Origin of the sequence: Chitinophaga dinghuensis, from assembly GCF_003259435.1 — a bacterium.
Taxonomy (GTDB): Bacteria; Bacteroidota; Bacteroidia; order Chitinophagales; family Chitinophagaceae; genus Chitinophaga; species Chitinophaga dinghuensis.
The window spans coordinates 366,220-387,375 of record NZ_QLMA01000007.1 but is presented as its reverse complement, the minus strand read 5'-3'; the positions used below and the strand labels follow the sequence as shown (position 1 = coordinate 387,375).

The following is a 21,156-nucleotide window of genomic DNA, read 5'->3' as shown; positions in this document are numbered from 1 at the left end:
ATACATCAAAACGGATGTCTCCAGTTCGAGACATCCGTTTTTTATTTATTTAGGTAGATGAATACTTATGCCTGCTGCTGTTTCTCCAGCTCCGCACGGGTTTTAGGCAAACTTTCCGGATACTTTTCCTGTATAAACTGCAACATTTTTTCTCTGAGCAAACAACGGAGATCAAATGCATTCCCGGAGTTTGCAGCGCTGATCAGGCAACGCACTTCCATCGTTCGTTCAGATATATTTGTTACCTGCATCACTTTTACTCTTTTATCCCATAACGGCGAAGTAGTAACCAACCGGTCAAATTCTACCCTCAGTTCTTCCAGAGGAGCCGTATAATCCAGGTAGAGGAAGGCGGTCCCCAATATTTCCGAACTATTGCGGGTCCAGTTCTGGAAAGGCTTCTCAATAAAATAATTAATAGGCAATATTAATTTTCGCTGGTCCCAAATGCTTAATACCACATAGGTGAGGGTAATTTCTTCCACACGTCCCCACTCTCCTTCCACAACCAGCACATCATCAATACGAATAGGCTGTGTAAAGGCCAGTTGAAATCCTGCCAGCAGATTACCCAGCGATTTCTGTGCTGCGAAACCAATAATGATACCGCCAACACCCACACCAGTGAGCAATCCGGCGCCCAGTTTGCGCATACTGTCGAAGCTGAGGAGAATAATACAAGCCGTCACAATGAGGATGATACCAATCAGTAGTTTACGAATAAACTGTAACTGCGTTCTGATTTTCCTTTCCTTCAGGTTATTGGATTTCTTCAGATCGTAGGTACTGTAAAAGTAATCCTCCATAACATGCACCACCCCAATGATCATAGCAGCAAAAGCAATCGTGAGCGCAATTTCCGCCACTCTGGATAGCATTTCCTGGTACTTGGGCTGCATGCGCATAAGCGGAATACTCATGTTGAGCAACAGTATGGGCATAAAATAATTGAAGGCCTTGCCCACACGCATTAAGATACTCTTAACCAGGGAGAATTCGTTGCTTTTTCGTACAGAACGTCGAATGAAATACGACAACAACCATTTGATCAGCAGTCCTACTAACACTGCTATACCTGCCAGTAGAAGGTTCCATAGGAAACTAGGCAGGTGGTCCACATTTTCTATAAATTTATTCCACATGCCTGCCTGAGGCACAAAGATGGTGCCGTTACAGGCCAAAATATCCGATTCTTACCGGATTTTAATATCAGGGAGTAGTAGTTATAACGGAAAATTCTCCATATCACGGCGATTCTCCACATAGATTTCGTTGTAGCCACCAGCGCCCAATGCCCATTCCGCCATTGCAAAAAGTACCGGCCGCAATGCCTCTCCGGACTCCGTGAGCGAATAGGTAACTACAGGGGGCATCACCGGTTTGGCCTCTCTATGAATCAGATGATCTGCCTCCAGCTGCCGCAATTGTTGCATCAATACTTTTTCTGAAATACCAGGAAGTACTCGCTTGATTTCACTATAACGTTTAGGGCCATCCAGTAACTTAAAGAGGATATTGACTTTCCAGTAACCCCCAATTTTCTCCATCACAAATGTAAGGGGGCAACGCGCGAAGGCTAACTGCTTGTTTTCCTGTATGGTGGAGTTTTCTTTTATCGCTGTCATGGGTACCTACTTTAGGGTAAGTTATTGTTCAGAAGTACCCCTCGGGATACCTTTGCTTCAACAAAATAACACAAAAAACGAAACATATGAAAATCATCATCACAGGTTCAATAGGAAACGTCAGCAAACCATTAGCAGTATCTTTACTGGCGCAAGGTCATCAGGTAAGTATTATCAGCAGTAACCCTACAAAATCCACTGAAATAGCCGCTTTAGGGGCTACTCCCGCCATAGGTTCCCTTGACGACCAGGATTTCCTGCTCCAGACCTTCGCAGGGGCAGATGCAGCCTACCTGATGGTCCCTCCTAATCTGAAAACAGAAGATTATATTGGATATGTATCTGCCATTGCCCACAACTATGCAGCGGCATTACAGCAGACAGGCGTTAAAAGAGCCGTAGTACTGAGCAGTATGGGCGCCCATCTCAGTGAAGCAAACGGACCGATCGCCGGTATTCACCAGGTAGAAAAGATCCTCCGCGAAGTAAAAGGGACCGCTATTACCTTCCTGCGAGCTGCTTTCTTCTACAATAATTTCTTTGGCAATATTCCAATGATCCAGCAAGGCGGTATCATCGGTAATAACTATCCTGCAGATAGCAGACTGATAATGGTACATCCGAATGATATTGCTGCCGCAGCGGGGGAAGAATTACTGCGTCCAGCTACGGGAACGGATATACGTTATGTTGTCAGCGACGAACGCAGTGCAGGAGAAATTGCCAGCATCCTGGGTAAAGCAATAGGCATACCTGCACTCCCATGGGTTCCTTTCGAGGATGATGCGGTAAAAAATGTACTGCTGGGGAATGGCTTCTCTGAGGAAATGGCCGGTCGTTTCGTGGAAATAGGCGTAGCTGTTCGCGGCAAATACCTCTGGGAAGAATATGACAAAACCGCTAAAGTACAAGGCGTATCACTGGAAAATTTTGCGAAAGAATTTGCAACCAGATTTAATGCCCCAGTAACACAGCACTAACAGTGCTAAAACAGCAACGCGCTCTTTCCAGGTGTTCCTGAAAAGAGCGCGTTACTATTTATTGTTATCAGGTATTTCTCGTCGTTTTGGACTGGGCCAGCATCACCTCATCCGGCAACTGTGCCAGGTCTCTGTCCAGTGTATATAAGGCTTCCGCTGCAGCATCCTTGCCGCCGGCTACCTTAATCTTATCCAGCAAGTGCAAGGCCAGTGCTTCTTCTTCTGTTTGTTCCTGTACAAACCATTGCATAAAATGCCAGGTAGCCCAATCTTCCTCCTCAAAACTCATCTTCACCAGTTTATATACGCCTTTGGTATTACCCACTTCCTGCTGAAAAATGCGCTCGAAACAATCCTGCACATTTTCAGGATCTGACTGTGGCTTCGGTACCGCTTCAATCACTGGTTTCGCACCCCGTTCAATAATGTACTGCAGGAATTTCATCATATGCGTACGCTCCTCTCCTGCATGTCGGAAGAGAAAGTTGGCAATGCCGTTATATCCTTCATCGGCGGCCCATACGGCAAAAGACAGGTAAGTCTGCGCAGCAAGCGCCTCCTGTGTCATCTGCTTGTTCAGCCCCGTCAATAATGTTTGGGAAAGTCGGTTTCTATTCATGATGGCTTTTTGAGGGATAACAACCATTTCATTTTTACGGTTCAGTAAAAGGCGCCATCAAAAAATCATTTAGGTTGCAACACAAATAAAAAAATTTTCTCTTTCCAGTAAACATTATAACCACCTCTCTGTTAGTATATCGACGTAGGCACAGCATACCCTTTAAAATCATAGAGTTATGAACAAAGCCTGACCGGCAGAAAACCTTATTATCTTAAGCAGCAAACAAATCATCATCAACCAATTTATTACTGGTTAGCCTAGTATATTTCCGGGAATAACCTGGATGCCTGTTGTGGTCTCTACAACTGATAGATGTGCATAGGAGTAGGTAATATCTACTTCAAAACAATCTTTTCCACTGCATCCTTACTTCCCGCAAATTGCTAACTGCATTTTTCTGCGGCATATTTCCGCAGTAGGAACAGTGTACATGAAAGTTTTGATGATTGCTAATTTGTTTATGCTTAGGAACGGTAGCGTCTTGTCTAAGACGCTACCTTATTTTTTTATTTTACTGCTATCTTCCAGAAAGAGATTTGCCTTCTCTCCGCAAAACCTATTCGCTCATAAATATTAATCGCTCCCTGATTCGAATGTATTACATGCAGGAAGGGAATATCTCCGGCATCGAAAATAGCCTGAGACACATGCCTGGTAAGGATACCGGCATATCCTTTTCCCCGGTGATCTTTGTGCGTCACTACGGCGCTCACTTCCGTCAATCCGGGCATCCGCATACGTTGCCCCGCCAGCGCCACCAGTTTGCCATGCTTTCGAATACCATAATAGTTGCCGAGGGATGGCGTCTGCGCTAAAAAATACCCTGGCTGCCCTTCATTCACAAAATCCACCATCTCCTCCCTGTGGGCCTCTGTAAGTAAAATAACCTCTTCCTGATGCGTAATGACTGCTGGCTTGGAGGTACATACCATCTGACTACAAACGAGCTCAGTGATGACCTCCCAGTTCTCCGGTAATACCGGTAGCTCCCCTACTATAAACAAAGCTTCTCCCGTTGGAGCTATCCACGGAGCCAGCTCCTCCAGTCCGTTGAACTGTTCTGGATCATATCCCATAAACGGCAGTACATCGGCTGTATATCGTTGTACCGACTCCGTTCCATGAGCAAAGTAGCGTTGAATGGTTTGGAGAGATTGCCAGACAGGGTTGTCCAGCGGGCTAAATTGTTCCTGTTGCATAGTGATCATCTTTTAAGTCTTAATACCTTATGTCTTCTCCCTCTAATTTACGATTCCTCCTGCAATTGCCCTTCATTATCTATCATCCGTTCAAGACTTTCCCGGAAAGTGCCTGCTACTGCTATCTGTGGTTGCTTTTGAAAATAGACGCCCGACTTCCATTTCAAAAAGCCTATGACAGTACGGGTATCTATCCATTCTCCAAATCCAATAAAATCAGTGGTTGGATGCGCAAGATATTCGCTGGTGATGCGCTCCAATGACCACATACAAAATGGCCAGTCAGCCTCCCCCGGCGTAGCAAAACCATCTGCCTGGAGATACAGCTCTTTAAAATCTCCAGGAAACCTATAACAGATCAGGCTTTCCGTCTCTGCTATCATTTCTATCAGCGTTCCTTCATTGAGCAGTACCTGCCTGCCACGCCAATAGTCGATCATGTCATCTGTCCAGTTGCTCATTTTCCTATCTGCAAAATCGTGACAGACATTGCCGGTACACTAACCCGAACCCCATTGCCTGCATCGGCCATATATGCTTTCACGTTGGTATAATCGGCCGGCCCACCAATACTGCCCGACGGCCCTTCTCCATTGATGATCACTTTTCGGGAAAATCCACAGCTCTCGCCACTGATGGCGTACCAGTAATACTTTGCTCCCGGCTTAAAATTCCTGAACGATACACCCGCATTTACTGCGCTATTTCCCTTGTTCACCAATACGACCTGTATGGCGCCATTACTAAAGGAAGATGCATATGCCAATACATCCCCGCTGCCTGCACTGACAGTGGCAGGAATGCATCGGTCTCCCAATGTTTTGCGCAGCAACCACATATAGTAAAATGCGGGTCGGGGCGCCCAGCGTGATTCTCCGGAGGCCGCTTCCCCCTGACTGAATAACCCGTGATCGTCTCCATTATTCCAGCCATTGGCTAAATCCCATCTGCTGGCCATGCCAAATTGCTGACGCATCAGCTCTTCCAGCACAATAACGGCATGCACACCAGCCACCTGCGACACCATTTGCTGAGCGCCGGAAGAGAAAATATTCCATTCCGTAAGCGCAATGGGCTTCGCAGCCGCCCCTGTCTGAGCGCGACATTTATCAATATACGCGAGCATTTCGGCGGGGCCAGTAGTACCTGATGCCAGGATTTCTACTGGGGATGCATTGGTGAGATACGGTGTAAAGTAACTGTGTACAATATAATAATCTGCGGAAGATGCAGCCTGCACCAGCACGCTACTGTTCCATCCTTTATCCGTGGCATTGGCCCAGGAGGCAGGTTCTCTTTCCAGCAACTGCGCCCCTATGAAAATCTTTGCACCTGTTTCCGCAGCCGCTTTCCGCATGGAATCTGCAAACACTTTAAAATGCCGCCCATACAGATCGCCAGTAATGATTTCCGGCTGACCATCTTTATTATCGGCAACGGCTATACGATAACCCGCCTGCCAGGTACCATTGCTTTCATTCCCTATTTCCCAGTAACGGGTTCTTCCTTTGTCGTACCGCACCCAATCGGCCGCCAGATGGGCCGCGGCAGCTACCGGGTCCGCTCCGAGTCCGTAACGGGCATATCCATAATTGATGGTAATAATACCTTCATTCCCCGTCTGCGACAACATATTGTAATAGTTAGCCAACGACAACGTATAGCCGGCACTGTTATTCCCATACCAATAACCCGGATCTATCGCTTTTCCATCTGCATCCCTCAATTGTGCAGGCGCATCTGCTGGAGGCTGTCCCGGACTTCCATTCCAGAAATACACACTGCTGATATTCCCACCGGGAAAACGAATAATTCCCGGGCGAAGATTCCTGATATGCTGCAGCAGTATCGGTTCCGTAACCATCTGCGTCATATAGGGATTGGCGTTATTACCAAATAAGGCAGGCGAAATACGGGCAATCACCGTACCTGCATCCACCGTGATATTTACGCTGGCCGTAGATGGAGGAGTTCCTGGTTTGGCCGCCGGCGCTGTGAACGCCAGTGGTTGCCAACCATCCAGGAAAAAACCAGTAGTGGCAGCAACCGCCGGATCGGCAGGAGTTATAATTTTCGTAGTATCGTTTCCATTAGTTGACTCGCCCGCAGGACTGCTTTTCTTTGCACAAGCCAGCAGCGGCCCCGTCAGCAGGAAAATATATAGCAGCTTTCTCATGTATGATGTTGTTTGAATCAAAAGATAAAAGGCCGGGTGTTACCACATACCCGGCACTTTTATGCGTCTATCACCCACCTATTTAATTTTTACAATGCGGAAGTTATCAAAGGCCGCATTGAATACGTCTACAGGATCTGCTTCTGTAATGAAATGATATCCAAAAGCAACGGAGCCATCCGGTTTCAATACATCCGCCATGATCAACGCGGATGCGCCTGTCCCTTCTATTCCGTTATCCGTTAATTTAAACTGAGACAAAGGTACTGTGACCGTCTGCCATTGATTCCTGGTATCGAATTGTTTATTGACAGCAGCCTGCCAGGGCATATAGCGATAGCAGTATTTATCATTGAAACGCAATATCAGCACGCCCGCCGTCCAGACTTCTTTGGTATTGATCTCAAATTTCAAGGCATACTTACTGGCTTCCATATTGGGTACTTCCGGGCCAAACATTTTCACATCAGTGAAATTCCCAGCGCGATTGGCGGTCCACCAGGCAGGATCATTGGCGCCCAATCCTCCGAAAATACTTTGGAGATAAGATCCACGGGTACCCGGAAATTGCGCAGGATCGTTGCTCCTGACAGCTCCCCACCAGGCCCAGTTGAATACCGGCAACTCCCCGCTCTCTCCATCATTGGTGAGATTACTAATCAAATCCCCGCTCTGGTGATCGTTCATCGGTCCGTCCGACATTGTACTTCCCCACTTCGCGATAATCGTAATACGACCGGTATCATCTCCAATAGCAGGCATCACAAATCCAATACGCGTACCCGCCGGATTAGTAGTAAAATCAGTGATCTGCCGGTTGCCAGGCAATAACAGCTTTTCTATCAGGAAAAGGCTACTACCATTGATAATAACGGAATCCCCTGCCAGCGCATTCTCATTGGAGATGGTGGCAATAGACGGCGGCGGCACCTGGATGATAAAACTGTACTCCAACTGACCATGACTGGTAATAAATTTAATCTTGTTGGATACCTGCGGATTGGTGATTTCAGTAGGCGTATTGGAAGGAATAGTAATGATTAAATGCCTACTGGTACTATAAGCAGGATTGAAATAGGCAGCCTGGTCGTTGAAGCTAACCTTCAACATGCCATTGAGGTTTTGCCCCGTCACCAGCAATAAGGTGCCAGGCAGCGCTTTGGTAAAACTGCTGTCTTTTAACGTGGAATCCAGCAGCGTGATTTTCTCTATGATGGGAGGAGCTCCGGTATCGCCATTTTTATTACAGGCCATCAACACCGATAGCGCCAGAAAACACCCTACCAGCAGCCATTTTATATTTATGTTCATCATACTTGCTTGTTTAAGGGTTAGAATTTATACGGCACGGGAGGCTTACGCAAATTTGGCGCTGCCGCCAGTTCCTGCGCCGGATAAGGCAACATGAAATTGCTTTCCGTAACGGGATAAAAGGCGGGCACATCTGAAGTGACTATCCAGCTCGTAGCATTCTTTTCTGCATTGGCCACTATCCTGTAAGTGCCTTTATCCTGTGCATTGATGATAGCAAGGGCTTTCTGCGGGTCGTAGTAATGTAGTCTCACTAAATCGTACCATGCCTGTCCTTCCATTGCCAATTCCAATCTGCGCTCTGTATAAATATCATCCCAGGTGAGCTGCGCTTTATCCAACAACCCTGCTCGTTTACGCAGCACATTCACATACTTCAGGGCGGTGGCATCTGTAGTGACGGCCGTATTGCCCAGCTTTGCTTCTGCATAAATCAGATAAAGCTCCGCCAGTCGCATCATGTAAGTATTAATCTCTGTATGCTGCTGGGTCACTTTACCATTATTATCTTCCGGCCTTCCCACTACATACTTCTTGACCCATGCGCGGGTATTATATCGATCAGTTCCAACATAATTCCAGGGCACCTGCAGTTCCTGTATCAGCTTTTTCCCAGGATGATCCGGATCATCCACCTGCTGATGGATAGAGGAATAGTGATCGCCAGGATACATAAACGTGGCCTTACGCCGCTTATCATTAGGAGAATACAATTTCAGCTGATCCAGCGATGCGCCGATATCTCCGCCCCATCCATCGCCGAAACCGGTAATTTCAGGACCATAAGCCAGGAATGCCTGCACCGTATTCTGCGTCCCCCAATCCCCATCATATTTCCATTGCAAGGCAAACAGGCTTTCGGAATTATTATTATTTGCAGTCAGGAAGAGGTCTTCATAATTGGTCATTAATGCCGCCCCGCTATTATTGATGACGTCCGCAGAAAAATAAGCAGCACTGTCTAAGTCAGTCTGGGTGCGACTCGCCGTCTGCCCCACCCCTGCGCGGGTAAGGTACATTCTTGCCAGCATACCTTCGGCTGACCATTTGGTAATACGGCCTTTCTGATAAGGCGTGGAGGGAAGATTATCTGCCGCATACCGGAGGTCGCGTATAATAAACTGCCACACAGATTCAACCGTGTTGCGGGAGAGACTCGTGTCTGTCAATAGTTTATAATTATCCTCAATCAGTGGAACCGGCCCCCAGTTCATCACCAGGTAGTAATAAGCGGCAGCGCGCATAAAACGCCCCTCTGCAATGCCATATCGCTTGATGTTATCAGGAACCGCCGCAGGCGCATATTTGGAAATATTATTGATCGCCATATTCGACTGCGCCACTACATTGTAAAAGGCAGACCAGGCACTGTATACTTCCGGCGTTACATCTGTGGTTTGCATACGGATATTGGATACCTGATAGGAACCCGACATCAATACGCCACCACGGCCATCGCCTAAGCCATGAGAGGCTTTATCATTATAGGCAAACCACACCAGGTTATACAGCGGCGCAGTTCCCGCCATCACCTGTTCGGTAGTCTGGTAGAAATTGGCATCCACAATCTGATCTTCCGGCGGACGATTTAAGAACGACTTGCTACAACCAGCCAGCAACAGCATGACCAGTGGAAAAGCAAGCAGCAAGGAATGATATCTCTTAGTCATAATTATTTTTTTTCGCTGTTAAAAATCAACAGACACACTGGCGGAATACATGCGTGTCAGCGGGTAACGACCGGCATCCACTCCCATATACTGCGCATTCAACTGCACTTCCTTTCCAATGTAGGCGCCTACTTCCGGATCAAAACCCTTGTACTTTGTAATAGTGGCCAGGTTCTGAACGCCAACGGATATACGCAGCGCTTTGATTACATTTTGCATGTTCAGCAAAGACCCAGGAAAGTTATATCCCAGCTGTATGTTCTTGATACGCAGGTACGAACCGTCTTCCACATAATTGTTGGTGAATCGTACACTGTTACCATTGACATCGTTGGCTACCAATCGTGGTACTTTTGTACCCACATTTGTGATGACCGACTTATCGCCATCGTTTGTAACACGGGCATAATCGAATGCATCCACCATCAGGTTACGGCCAAGATTGATATTATTAGGCTGACTATTCTCAAAACGGACATAGTTGAAAATCTGGTTACCGGAAACGCCTGTCAGTAGAATGTTCAGGTCAAATCCTTTGTAGGAGAAAGTATTGCTGAAACCATAGGTAAACTTAGGCCATGGATTACCGATGAATGTCTGGTCCCTGGAATCAATGATACCATCGTTGTTCAGATCCTTGTACTTGATATCGCCCACCCATACGCCTCCGTCCTTCGTAGTAGGGAGCCTGGAGCCATCAGCCTGCGCAGGCACCGCGCTTTTGTTGATTTGATCCACAGAAGTAAACAAGCCTTCTGCTACATAACCGTAAAACAGCCAGGGAGCCTGACCTACAGCGGAACGCTGGGTGAAGAAATTCATACTCCAGAGCGTCTTGTCTACAAACGCTTTGTCTGAATAGAATTTCGTAATAGTAGATTTGAAACTGGAAATATTGAAGTTAGATTTCCAAACGAAGCCTGATTTATGCTGTATGTTGACGGTATTCAGCGTAATGCCAAATCCATTCGTCTTCATAGCGCCAATATTCACAAAAGGTGGACTGATAGCGCCTTCCGACTGGGTGCCCATGTACACCGGCAGCGGGTTATACAGCAAGAGTTTATCGGTATTTCTGGCGTAGAAATCCCCTTCAATCTGCACCCGATTATTTAAAATACTTAGGTTAAAACCAACATTCTTTGTTTGTGTAGGCTCCCACCAAAGGTTAGCGTTTCCATATTGAGAGGTGGCAAAGCCTGTCCCAAAGGGCGTTGTCACTGGGGCGAGATTGGAAAACTGCTTATTGCCATTACCGCTGTTTCCGGTAATTCCATACTCCGCACGTATTTTCAAATCATTGATGAATGAAACAGCCTTCATGAATGGTTCCTGCGATACCCGCCATGCAGCTGACACGGATGGAAAGTACCCCCAGCGGTTCAGTTCCCCGAAATTAGAAGAACCATCTGCCCTGCCAACCAGTTGCAGAATATATTTATCTGCATACGTATAGTTGATACGGGCCAGATAGGATTCCATCGCGCCGGAACCTTTGGAAGCGCCGGTGGTTTGGCCGGCTACATCTCCAAGGTTCAGAGAAGGGAGGCTGTTGGTAGCAAATCCGAAACGTTGAGCGCTGAGGCCCTGGTAATTATAAGCCTGCGCTTCGTGACTGGCCATCACGCCAAGCGCATGTTTACCGATTGTTTTATTGTATTGCACTAATTCATTGAGTATCCAGAAGAAGTTCTTATTGCTGGATACTGCCAGTGTAGCGGTGGAATTCTGTTGATATCCCAGCTGATAGGTAGGCGTAAATTTAGATCCATCGGAGTATTCAAAATTACCATTGAAGCTGGTACGGAAAATGAGGCCGGGCATAAAGGTAATCTCCAGCGAGGTTCCGCCCATACCACCGGTACGCTTATACGAATTATCTACCAGATTAGCGATGGCTACGGGATTGACAGGAACATACTTCGCATTGGAACCATATTCATTCGTAGTAGCTCCACCCCAGGAACCATCAGGATTGGTGACCGGAACATTTGGCGCTAATTGCAGCGCAGTGCGGATCACATCTTCGGAAGTACTGGAAAGCCTTTCTTTGGTTTGATAGAAGTTAAGACTGGTACTCAGTTTCAGCCATTTAGTGGCTCTGTTGTCCAGGTTGAGGCGGAAGGAGTATCTACCAAAATCGGAACCAATGGCCACGCCATCCTGCTTCATGTACTCTCCGGAGAGGTAATAGTCGGTATTGTTACTGCTATTACTGATGGTCAGTTGATGCTTTTGCATCGGAGCCGTTTTGAAGAGGGCCCGCTGCCAGTCGGTTCCCTGCCCCAACACAGCAGGGTTCTGAAATTCCGCTGTAGGCGTTCTGTTCAGCTCCTTCGCGATTTCATTATTCATAATGGCGAACTGCTGAAGATTCATGGTAGCAATCCTGTCAGGTCTTTCCTGGTTGGTGTATAAAAAGCTGTAGCCTACTTTCATGCCTTTGCTACCTCTTTTGGTGGTAACCAGTACTACGCCATTGGTGCCCCGGGAACCATAAATCGCCGTGGCGGAAGGGCCTTGCAGGATATCGATGGATTCAATATCTGCCGGATTAATCCCTGCCAGCGGATTGGTGGAACTGGTATTGCCGTAAGCCACCGTGGTAGGTTGAATCTGTACCCCATCGATAACGTACAGCGGTTCTGTAGTACCGCTGATGGTACTGATACCACGGATATTAACGGAAATTCCGCCACCGGGCTGACCGGAATTCTGCGTCACATAAACCCCGGCAGCGCGGCCCTGAATAGCCTGATCCATGGTTGTATTCACCGTCTTGCTGATATCGGCGGATGAAATGGATACCTGCGCACTACTTTGGTCTGTTTTCTTCATGACGCCATACCCTACTATCATCACATCTTTCAGTTGCTGTACATTTTCCTGCAACTGGATGGTAAGCGTGCCGTTGCCGGTTACTTTTACCTCTTTGGGATTAAATCCCATGGAATTAATTACCAGGACCTGCCCTGAAGTGGCAGCAATAGCGAAGTGGCCGTCGGAGCCGGTGGCTACGGCGATTTTTGTCCCTCTGACAAAAACCGAAGCGCCAGGGATGGGCTGTCCCGAAGCAGTGGTAACGATACCTGTTACATTGGGTGATGTTCCAACGGGCTGTTGTGCCCCTGCAGGCGTCAGGAATGCCATGCAGGAGGCCACTAACCATACCAGAAGGAATGATTTTCCAGTTATACTGGCTTTTTTCATACGTGGAGGAATTAATAATTAGAAATGTGCGATTCTTTGATTTTGGCTTAATCGTTCATAAGTGGATTTTTTTGACATAACGCTGGGAATAAAATTATACCATCGCCCAATAGGCGATGTACCGGGGTTGTTTATTCCTTATGCCGAAATTGTTGCAACAAAGGGGTATCAAATGTATACGGCGAGGGATGCTTCTGTTGCAGTATTATTTCCGGTTGGCCGCCTGGTAAGCAGATGGCAGCATATGGTAAGCCATTTTAAAATATTTTGAAAAGTACTTCGGGTTGTTGAATCCTACCTCATATGCCACTTCTGTAATGTTCATCTCAGAGGTGGACAACAGTTGTGCAGCGCGCTGTAATCGCACCTGACGGATAAACTCAATAGGCGGCTGACCACTGATGGAGAATATCCGCCGGTATACCGATACCCGGTTCATACATAATTCCCGACTCAACTCCTCCACAGAAAAGTTAGGATTCGAAAGATTCCGTTCTACTATATCCAAAGCTTTACGAATGAACTTCTCATCGGAGGAAAGGGTGGCTACTGTTTCTGCTGCCGGAGGAATCACCAGCAGCGGCGTTTGCGCTTTACGCTCCAGCACATTTCGTACCCTGGAGAGCATGATTTCAAAATTAAAAGGCTTCACCAGGTAATCGGAGGCGCCATGATCGAGGGCTTTCAGCTGCTCCTCTTCTGCGGCCATGGCAGTCAGTAATATCACCGGAATGCGTTTGGTGCGATTGTCGTTCCGCACCTTCGCACAAAGGGTGATTCCATCCATCAACGGCATATTAATATCACTGACGATTAAGTCGGGATGCTCCGATAACGCCTTTTGCCAACCTTCCATACCATTTTGAGCTTCAATAACATAGTACCATTCCTTCATATTCTCCTTTAAATAGAATCGGAAGTCCTCATTATCTTCTACCAACAGCACAGTAGCTTTTCCCTGTTTTTCAACCGGGGCGGCGATAGGTGCAGGCATTACAGGCATTTCCACTGTTGCCGGAACTATGGGAGTAGCAGGAAGCATTTGTTGTTCCAATATTTTTAACGGGAGATGAATGCTAAAGCAAGCGCCTTCGTTCGCTTCGCTACGGATGCTGATCGATCCGCCGCAGAGTTTTACAAACTCGCGCGTAATTGCCAGTCCGATCCCACTACCCTGACTCACAATACCTCCAGGCACATCATTCTGAAAGAACTGCTCGAAAATTTTCTCATGTCTTTCTGCCGGCACTCCAATACCAGTATCTTCTACAACCAGCTCCAGCAAGGCCTCCTCTCCGTCTCCACTAACGTCGGCGCATACACGTATACTCCCTCCCGCCGGGGTGAATTTAAAGGCATTGGACAGCAGATTAAAAAGAATACGCTCTATTTTATCATGGTCGAATTGTGTGTATAGCAAATCCGTATTGGTCTGAAAATGCAGTTGCATCTGCTTACGCTCCGCCAGATCAGTAAAGGAGTAAACCACTTCCCGGATAAAGTCGATGATATCTCCCGGTGTCGGGTCCAGTTTCAGTTCATGCATTTCCATCCGACGGAAATCCATAAGTTGATTTACTAAATTCAGTAACCGTTTCGCATTACGCCGAATGAGATACAACTTATGCCGGAATGTATGGTCTTTCTCATGTTTAATGACTTCATCCAATGGGGCCAGAATGAGGGAAACAGGCGTTCTGAACTCATGACTCAAATTTGTGAACAGCTTGATTTTCAATATATCCAGCTCATGTAATTGCTGCGCTTCTTTACGTTCCTGCGCCAGCGCAAACCTGCGATGTGCCCGTTGCAGTACGATTCTCCTAAGCAACAGTAAGGCGCCGGCCAACAGCAATACATAGGCCAGGTAAGCCCAGCGGGTAGCCCAGAAAGGCGGCAGGATATGAATACGGAGGGAGATCCCTTGCCAGCTCGGGCCGCCATCATCATTGAGGGCTTTCAGTCGCAATGTATAGGTACCAGGATTGATATTCGTATAGGTGATACGTTTAGACCGGGCATCGGCTGTCTGCCATTCCTTATTAAAGCCTTCCAGCAGGTACTGGTAGGCATACTTATTCTTATCCGTATTCAGATAGTCCAATGCTGCAAAGTCGAGCGAAAAATCATTCTCATTATATCTCAGTGTAATCTCTTTTGTTTCCGGCAGTGCTACAGACAAAATCACATGATGGTGCAGCGGTTCGTTCACAGCAATGGTTCTGTTGAAAAGTTGCAGACTGGTAAATACCAGCGGCGGTTCCTGCCGGGTTTGGACCACTGCTCCGGGATGAAAAAGGTTAAAGCCATTGGCTCCGCCAAAAATCAGCTCTCCGGTAGCCAGTGCCAGCGCTGCATTTACATTGAAGGCGTCCCCTTGTAAACCGTCTTTGTAATTATAGTTGCGGCAACTGATGGCAGTGACTGTTTTCCCTGTCTCCTGTTTCGGCGTAATCTTGGATAAACCGTTAGAGGTGCTCACCCACAAATTTCCGGCAGCATCATCCAGTACGGCAATAATGTTGTTATCCGGCAACCCGTCTTCCATGCGGAATGTACGGAACCGCTGACTAACGGCATCGAATACACTGAGTCCGTCTCTGGAGCCCGCCCATATATTCCCGTTAATATCGCAATGCACAGTACTCACATTGTCGTTGCTGAGTCCATGTGTGGCCTGCAAATAATGGATGAACTGCCCTTTTGCCCTGTCCAGCATATCAATGCCATAGGCGGTGCCTATCCAGAGATTACCGGACTTATCTTCGGTGATGTCGGAGATATAATTGGAATGCAGAGAATTGGGCATACTGGTATTGCTGTGGAAGAACACGCCTTTCACCGGATCGAAGCGGTCCAGTCCACCTCCTAAAGTACCTATCCATACATTGTGCTGGCTGTCTTTGTAAATCTTCCAAACGGTCTTATCTGCCAGACTAAAAGGATTACCTGCATCCGGATGATAATGGGTGAACTGCCCATTCCGGAAATGATCCAGTCCCCCGAAATAGTAACCAATCCAGACGCTGTTATCGTCGTCTACATACAAACTTAAAATCACATCATTGCTGATACTGCCGGGATCAGCGCTGTGTTTCCATTGCCGGAAGGTATTTGATTGCCGGTCAAAGAACAATAATCCGCCGCCATTACTACCTATCCAAATGTTTCCTTTTTTATCTTCAGCAAAGCAGTTTACATCATTATAAGCCAGGCTGTTAGACTCATTAAATTTTTTATTGTAGAGTTTGAATCTACGCATGTTTTCCGCATAGTAACTGATGCCGCGTTTATAGGTACCACACCAGATGATGCCGAGGTCATCTTTGTAAAGCGCATAGACGGCATTTTCAGCGAGACTCTTTACATCCTCATCGGAATTGAGGAGGAACCTCGCTTTGAAGGTGCTCTTATCCAGCACATTAATACCGCCATGATCGGTGCCGATCCATATCTGGGATTGGTCATCCTGCACAATACTGTTGACGATATCATTATTGAGGATACCGTCTTTACTACGCAGATAGCGGGTTTCCCAGGATTGTCCGTTGGCATACATCACCCCGAAATCTCTTCCGCGTATATACATCCAGATATCATCTTCATTATCTACAAACAATCGCAGGTCCAAGGGCGTAGACTCCGGCATTCGAGGTAACAGATTTTTACTGCGGATCACTTTATTGGAATCAATATCGATCTGCTGTAGTACGCCATCCTGGCCGAATGTAAGTAGGTAGCCACTTTTCGTGAAAGACATATCGGTAATGCCAGCCTGTGTGCCCGTATGCAGAATGGGTATAATTTTCCCGGAAGGGGTCCGGCGGAAGATGCGTCCATCCTGATAAGCGAACCAGTAATTGCCCCGGATGGACTTAATACAACTCAGCCCAGTGGAGGGAAGACCGAGGGCAGATAAGTATTTGTCTCCCTTTAAAAAATTCTCCTGTAATGGATTGTAAAATACATCGCCGTTGCGGGTATGAATAAAAAGTTGATTCTCCGGAGCGGCGTAAATAGTGAGTATATAATTATCAGGGAGAGACGAACTGTCGTCCGGATTCAACCGGAACACTTTGCAGGAAGAGCCGTCGTAGCGGTTTAGTCCGCTCATGGTGCCAAACCACATAAAGCCTTTGTTATCCTTCAATATACAGTTGACCTGATTATTGGAGAGGCCATCGCGTACATTCAGGGATACAAAATCCTGTGCACAGGCAACCGCGCTGAACAGCAACAATAGTGGGATCAGTAAACGTTTATCTAACATGGAATTTGTTGGCAATAGATCCCTACTAATATAATATTTATTGATGTATTCCCCTACTGTACTATCGGCCTTCTTCCGGATAATGTAGTTTGGCTGGAATATACTTCAGCAGGACTACCCCGTTATGGAATGCTTTGGTAGACAATAACTGGAGTGGGATCTCCTTTTTCAGACCGCCAAACAGCGTATGCCCGTCTCCGATAGCAATGGGATTCATCATCAGTTCGAGCTCATCTATGAGATGATTTTCTGCGAATTGCGTGAGAATGCTGCCGCTGCCGAGTAATGCCAGATTCTTACCGGGCGTGTTTTTGAGTCGACGTACTTCTTCAATGATATCTCCGCTTACAATGCGGGTATTCTGCCATTCGGCCTTCTTCAGCTTATTAGAAAAAACGATTTTCTCTGCATTATTCATACCGGCGGCCATTTCCGGATCAGCTTTCCTGGCCGCTTCTGTGGGCCACCAATTTATCATATGCTCGTAGGTTTTCCTCCCAAACAGGAGGATATGCTCTGCTTCCATTTTGTCCAATGCGAAATCGCGTTGTTCATCTCCCTGGCTACTCCAGGAAGTATTACCGGTGGCATCTGAGAAGAAGCCATTGAGGGTAAGGAACTGAAAAGAGGTAAGTTTTCTCATGGTGATGATAGTTTAAACGAAAAGCGGTTCTCCCGATGAAGGAAGAACCGCCGACTACTGATATTGGTTCAAAATGTAAGGATTATTTTGCGTTTTGTCCGCCATCGATCACATATTGTGCGCCGGTGATAAACTGGCTATCGTCCGAACCGAGGAATAATACGAGTTTGGCGATTTCGATAGGTTCGGCATAGCGGCCCAAAGGTATTTCGGCAGCGAATTTCTTCTGCACATCTGTGCCTTTACCAGGTTCATATCCTTCTTCAATGCTACGCATCATACGGTTGTTCACCGGGGAAGGATGGATGGTATTCACCCGTATTTTCCTGGCAGCGGCTTCCAGCGCAGCTACCTTCATAATGCCCAGTGTAGCGTGTTTACTGGTTACATAGGCGATGAAATTAGGAGAACCGCCTAAGCCTGCCACAGAGGAAGTAATAATCATACTGGCGCCATCTTTCATTTGAGGGAGTACGTATTTACAGCCCAGGAAAACGCCTTTTACATTTACGGCCAGTACTTTATCGAACACTTCTTCCGGAAATTCCGTAATAGGCGCAACGGAGCCTTCGATGCCTGCGTTGTTGAAGAAGATATCAATCTTACCAAATTTCTTTACCGCCTCAGTGGCATATCTTTCCACATCTTTCGCGACGGTTACATTAGCAGCTACATAAGCTGCATTAGGGCCCAGCGTATCCGTTATCTTTTTGAGAGCGGCTTCATCCAGATCCACCAATACTACTTTGGCGCCTTCGTCAATAAATAATTTTGCTGTTGTTTGTCCGATACTTCCGGCGCCACCGGTGATGAGCGCCACCTTATTTTCCAATCTTTTCATATCTGATATATTTAGTTAAATCAATACGAAACCTGGGCGGGGTCACAATGGGAACGGGGTAAATAGAAACAGTAATTAACTTTTGAGTATCACAAATTTACTGATTAATCAGTTGGCGACTGTCAGCTTTAACATTTCTTTTAATCCGAATAAATAATATTTATGCAGCAGGATTCTTATTTGCGTATAAATACCCAAAATAAAATTCGTTAGGAATCCTCTTGATAAATTGAAATCTTTATCAGAGCTTTGCATTGTGATTTAACGAAACCTCAAGCAAAATTCAAGAGCCTACAACAATCCAATTACCCCAAATTCCGCTTGACTATTCTAACTATTTATTTTTTGTAATTCCTCTTAACCTCAAAAACTCACACAAATGGTACAGCCACTTGTAAAAGAAAACCTGACTGTTGATCAAATCCAGGCATTTCAACAGGTTCGCCAAACGTTCCTTCTGGCCAAGTTCCAGCCGGAAGTTGCAAAAGCAGCAAGCATCACCTACTGGGAACAACTTACCTGCATTGGTTTCAATCCGGATTTATCCAGACTGGAAGCCATTGTAAGGGTCAAACAGGCTACCGGCTACAGCGGTAATCTGTGCTCACTCGGCTCGCTCGAGTATGTACGCTTCTTTGTAGATTACCATGATGGCAATGGCTTCAAGGATGCCGGCCTGACCAGTTTCAAAGTAGCGGATATTCCGGATGCGCCATCTACTAATCACCCGCTGAATTACATGGCTACTGTCTACCTCAATGATGAGGCACACCGTAAGATCACTGCCTGCGATACAGCCGTGATGCCAACTGTAAGAGGCGTACTCGCCTGGAATACCATTCCATCCAGCAATCCCAACGATGTTCCGTATTTCGGAAATGTGCTGGATGCCGATATCCAGTTAAAGAGAAAACCGGCCTTTTATCTGCACGACATCTTAACTACCGTTAACCTCGGAAATATTGGATTGCCCAATATTGATCCTAAAACAAAAGTACCCGTTGTACCAGATCCGCTCCCACCGGTAGCAGAATTCTATAAGACCTATCAGGCTGCCGGCGTACCCGACCAGCGTACTTTCTATACCAGTATTGTACCACAGCTGGCAGGAGTAGCGCAAACAGCGCCTACTGCACAAGCCTATGACGTGGCTTCCATCAGCAAACTGGGCGTAAACCTCGCATCATTAGGTAGTATCATTTCTAAACCTGTTATCGTGGATAACAGCAAAGCAGATGTTACTTTCGAAGAACTTACTTGCGTAGGCCTCAACACTGCTACTGATACGGTTGGCGGCGTTTTGAAAATTAAAAAATCCGCCGGCTTTAACGGTAACATGTGTACCGCAGGTTCCAATGAATATGTTGCCTTCTGGGCCGACTGGAACAACGATGGCATCTTTGAATCTTATCTGGGAACGGCTAGTGTAAATACGCATGATATCACTGGCATCCCGGCCAATGGTTTATATTACAATGTTGCATTGCAAGTGGACATTGCCAAACATTTGAGAGGCTGCGAATCGCCCAACGTAGTGAAAATCCGCGGCGTCCTCTCCTGGCAAACACTTCCTTCCACAACAGATCCTAACGCGCTCAACTTCTATGGTAACCGCGTAGACTCCTTTGTACAAATTCGTCCGGGCGTTCCTGGCGGCGGACAACTAGGCTTAAACCTGTTTGATGTAAACGGTGTGGCTATTTCCAATATTGATCAAACTACTTCTGCCACACAAGGTTTGGCTTATCCGGGAGGCTTATATCCTAATGCAGCTATGCCTTTCGGCGGATTGATCAAACTCAGCGGGCTGTTTACCAATAGCGGCGCTTCCGGTACTACTTTCTACAAGGTGCAGTTCTCCGATAACAATGGCAGCACCTGGCAGGATATACTGGATAAACAAATTTTCCAGATTATCGAAGGCAGCGTGCAAAGCCTGGTGACCCAGGACCCAACCACCAATGCCGGTTGGTATACTTACCTGCCTTCCGTACCTACCAAAGCGGAAAAACTGTCCCTCCTCGCATTATGGGACAGCGGCAACCGGAATGGCCTGCATAAATTGCGTATCCTGTATACCAAAGATCCGGCACATGCTGCTGCCAATATCAGCACTTCCGCACCCGTAACGGTAATGCTGGATAATACAGGTTTCATTTATGATAACACGCCCGGCACTACGCTTGATCCTACCCAAACACTGGATATCGTGATTGTGGGCGGTGACTGTAAATTCTACAAGAGCGGCGATGTTATAAATGGTCAGTTAACGGTGACGGACAATTATTTCAACAACTGGTACCTGGATATCCAGCCTTCCGGTCATATTATCCCGGCTGGCACCCCAGTCAGCACCTTCATAACGCCGGCTTCACATACCTGTACCGGCTTTGCTGATCATGGAGATACAGCCCTGAATTTCACCATCAATACCAAGTACCTGCAATCCTGCGGATACACCATCACCTTGAGAGGATACGACCGGTCCCTGGTAGGTTATAAAATCAACTTCATAGATGGTTCATACTTGTATAACCTGACTGATCATGGCGCCGCGAAGTCGATCGGCTTTGCAGTTTTGCCATAATCTGGTCATCATTCTGAAAATT

14 protein-coding genes are annotated in these 21,156 nt (G+C 46.7%); 2 read left to right on the top strand and 12 right to left on the bottom strand.

All coding sequences use genetic code 11. The features are described 5' to 3' along the window. Nucleotides 1-65: 65 nt before the first annotated feature. Both CLV59_RS21395 and CLV59_RS21390 read right to left on the bottom strand, forming a co-directional pair. On the bottom strand, nucleotides 66-1,118 hold the full coding sequence (locus tag CLV59_RS21395) for a mechanosensitive ion channel family protein (protein ID WP_245950916.1): 1,053 nt from the start codon (nucleotides 1,116-1,118) through the stop codon (nucleotides 66-68). A 105-nt stretch (nucleotides 1,119-1,223) separates the two neighbouring features. Then, a complete protein-coding gene (locus CLV59_RS21390) occupies nucleotides 1,224-1,625 on the bottom strand; it encodes a winged helix-turn-helix transcriptional regulator (RefSeq protein WP_111594114.1) in 402 nt (133 codons plus the stop codon). Nucleotides 1,626-1,711: 86 nt separating this feature from the next. Here CLV59_RS21390 and CLV59_RS21385 point away from each other — a divergent pair, with 86 nt between their 5' ends. Next, nucleotides 1,712-2,605, top strand: a complete 894-nt coding sequence (locus CLV59_RS21385; RefSeq protein WP_111594113.1) for an NmrA family NAD(P)-binding protein — start codon at nucleotides 1,712-1,714, stop codon at nucleotides 2,603-2,605. A gap of 67 nt (nucleotides 2,606-2,672) precedes the next feature. Here CLV59_RS21385 and CLV59_RS21380 read toward each other — a convergent pair whose 3' ends face one another. The 10 genes from CLV59_RS21380 to CLV59_RS21335 form a co-directional block, all read right to left on the bottom strand. Next, the gene (locus CLV59_RS21380) at nucleotides 2,673-3,224 is read right to left on the bottom strand and encodes a ferritin (protein ID WP_111594216.1); all 552 of its coding nucleotides are present in this window, start codon (nucleotides 3,222-3,224) and stop codon (nucleotides 2,673-2,675) included. Between the two features lie 509 nt (nucleotides 3,225-3,733). Further along, nucleotides 3,734-4,426, bottom strand: a complete 693-nt coding sequence (locus CLV59_RS21375) for a GNAT family N-acetyltransferase (RefSeq protein ID WP_170137856.1) — start codon at nucleotides 4,424-4,426, stop codon at nucleotides 3,734-3,736. 47 nt (nucleotides 4,427-4,473) lie between these two features. After that, complete coding sequence (locus CLV59_RS21370; RefSeq protein ID WP_146616266.1) at nucleotides 4,474-4,887, bottom strand: SMI1/KNR4 family protein; 414 nt, start codon at nucleotides 4,885-4,887, stop codon at nucleotides 4,474-4,476. Further along, the gene (locus tag CLV59_RS21365) at nucleotides 4,884-6,602 is read right to left on the bottom strand and encodes an alpha-L-arabinofuranosidase (RefSeq protein ID WP_111594110.1); all 1,719 of its coding nucleotides are present in this window, start codon (nucleotides 6,600-6,602) and stop codon (nucleotides 4,884-4,886) included. The genes CLV59_RS21370 and CLV59_RS21365 overlap by 4 nt, the downstream gene beginning before the upstream one ends. A gap of 78 nt (nucleotides 6,603-6,680) precedes the next feature. Beyond that, a complete protein-coding gene (locus CLV59_RS21360) occupies nucleotides 6,681-7,916 on the bottom strand; it encodes a glycan-binding surface protein (RefSeq protein WP_111594109.1) in 1,236 nt (411 codons plus the stop codon). 17 nt (nucleotides 7,917-7,933) lie between these two features. Beyond that, a complete protein-coding gene (locus CLV59_RS21355) occupies nucleotides 7,934-9,583 on the bottom strand; it encodes a RagB/SusD family nutrient uptake outer membrane protein (RefSeq protein ID WP_111594108.1) in 1,650 nt (549 codons plus the stop codon). 18 nt (nucleotides 9,584-9,601) lie between these two features. Beyond that, the gene (locus tag CLV59_RS21350; protein WP_111594107.1) at nucleotides 9,602-12,793 is read right to left on the bottom strand and encodes a SusC/RagA family TonB-linked outer membrane protein; all 3,192 of its coding nucleotides are present in this window, start codon (nucleotides 12,791-12,793) and stop codon (nucleotides 9,602-9,604) included. 205 nt (nucleotides 12,794-12,998) lie between these two features. Beyond that, a complete protein-coding gene (locus CLV59_RS21345; protein WP_111594106.1) occupies nucleotides 12,999-17,063 on the bottom strand; it encodes a hybrid sensor histidine kinase/response regulator transcription factor in 4,065 nt (1,354 codons plus the stop codon). 61 nt (nucleotides 17,064-17,124) lie between these two features. Next, nucleotides 17,125-17,706 carry a dihydrofolate reductase family protein gene (locus CLV59_RS21340; RefSeq protein ID WP_111594105.1) on the bottom strand — a complete coding sequence of 194 codons (582 nt, stop codon included), beginning with the start codon at nucleotides 17,704-17,706 and terminating at the stop codon, nucleotides 17,125-17,127. Between the two features lie 82 nt (nucleotides 17,707-17,788). Further along, a complete protein-coding gene (locus tag CLV59_RS21335; protein WP_111594104.1) occupies nucleotides 17,789-18,547 on the bottom strand; it encodes an SDR family NAD(P)-dependent oxidoreductase in 759 nt (252 codons plus the stop codon). Nucleotides 18,548-18,926: 379 nt separating this feature from the next. On the opposite strand from CLV59_RS21335, the gene CLV59_RS21330 reads away from it, so the two are divergent. Next, on the top strand, nucleotides 18,927-21,134 hold the full coding sequence (locus tag CLV59_RS21330) for a hypothetical protein (protein ID WP_111594103.1): 2,208 nt from the start codon (nucleotides 18,927-18,929) through the stop codon (nucleotides 21,132-21,134). Nucleotides 21,135-21,156: the final 22 nt, after the last annotated feature.

What these genes read in the sequence shown, in the direction of transcription:
- CLV59_RS21390 (WP_111594114.1), bottom strand. Translation starts at nt 1,625, where the DNA reads ATGACAGCGATAAAAGAAAACTCCACCATACAGGAAAACAAGCAGTTA.
- CLV59_RS21385 (WP_111594113.1), top strand. Translation starts at nt 1,712, where the DNA reads ATGAAAATCATCATCACAGGTTCAATAGGAAACGTCAGCAAACCATTA.
- CLV59_RS21380 (WP_111594216.1), bottom strand. Translation starts at nt 3,224, where the DNA reads ATGAATAGAAACCGACTTTCCCAAACATTATTGACGGGGCTGAACAAG.
- CLV59_RS21375 (WP_170137856.1), bottom strand. Translation starts at nt 4,426, where the DNA reads ATGCAACAGGAACAATTTAGCCCGCTGGACAACCCTGTCTGGCAATCT.
- CLV59_RS21370 (WP_146616266.1), bottom strand. Translation starts at nt 4,887, where the DNA reads ATGAGCAACTGGACAGATGACATGATCGACTATTGGCGTGGCAGGCAG.
- CLV59_RS21365 (WP_111594110.1), bottom strand. Translation starts at nt 6,602, where the DNA reads ATGAGAAAGCTGCTATATATTTTCCTGCTGACGGGGCCGCTGCTGGCT.
- CLV59_RS21360 (WP_111594109.1), bottom strand. Translation starts at nt 7,916, where the DNA reads ATGATGAACATAAATATAAAATGGCTGCTGGTAGGGTGTTTTCTGGCG.
- CLV59_RS21355 (WP_111594108.1), bottom strand. Translation starts at nt 9,583, where the DNA reads ATGACTAAGAGATATCATTCCTTGCTGCTTGCTTTTCCACTGGTCATG.
- CLV59_RS21350 (WP_111594107.1), bottom strand. Translation starts at nt 12,793, where the DNA reads ATGAAAAAAGCCAGTATAACTGGAAAATCATTCCTTCTGGTATGGTTA.
- CLV59_RS21345 (WP_111594106.1), bottom strand. Translation starts at nt 17,063, where the DNA reads ATGTTAGATAAACGTTTACTGATCCCACTATTGTTGCTGTTCAGCGCG.
- CLV59_RS21340 (WP_111594105.1), bottom strand. Translation starts at nt 17,706, where the DNA reads ATGAGAAAACTTACCTCTTTTCAGTTCCTTACCCTCAATGGCTTCTTC.
- CLV59_RS21335 (WP_111594104.1), bottom strand. Translation starts at nt 18,547, where the DNA reads ATGAAAAGATTGGAAAATAAGGTGGCGCTCATCACCGGTGGCGCCGGA.
- CLV59_RS21330 (WP_111594103.1), top strand. Translation starts at nt 18,927, where the DNA reads ATGGTACAGCCACTTGTAAAAGAAAACCTGACTGTTGATCAAATCCAG.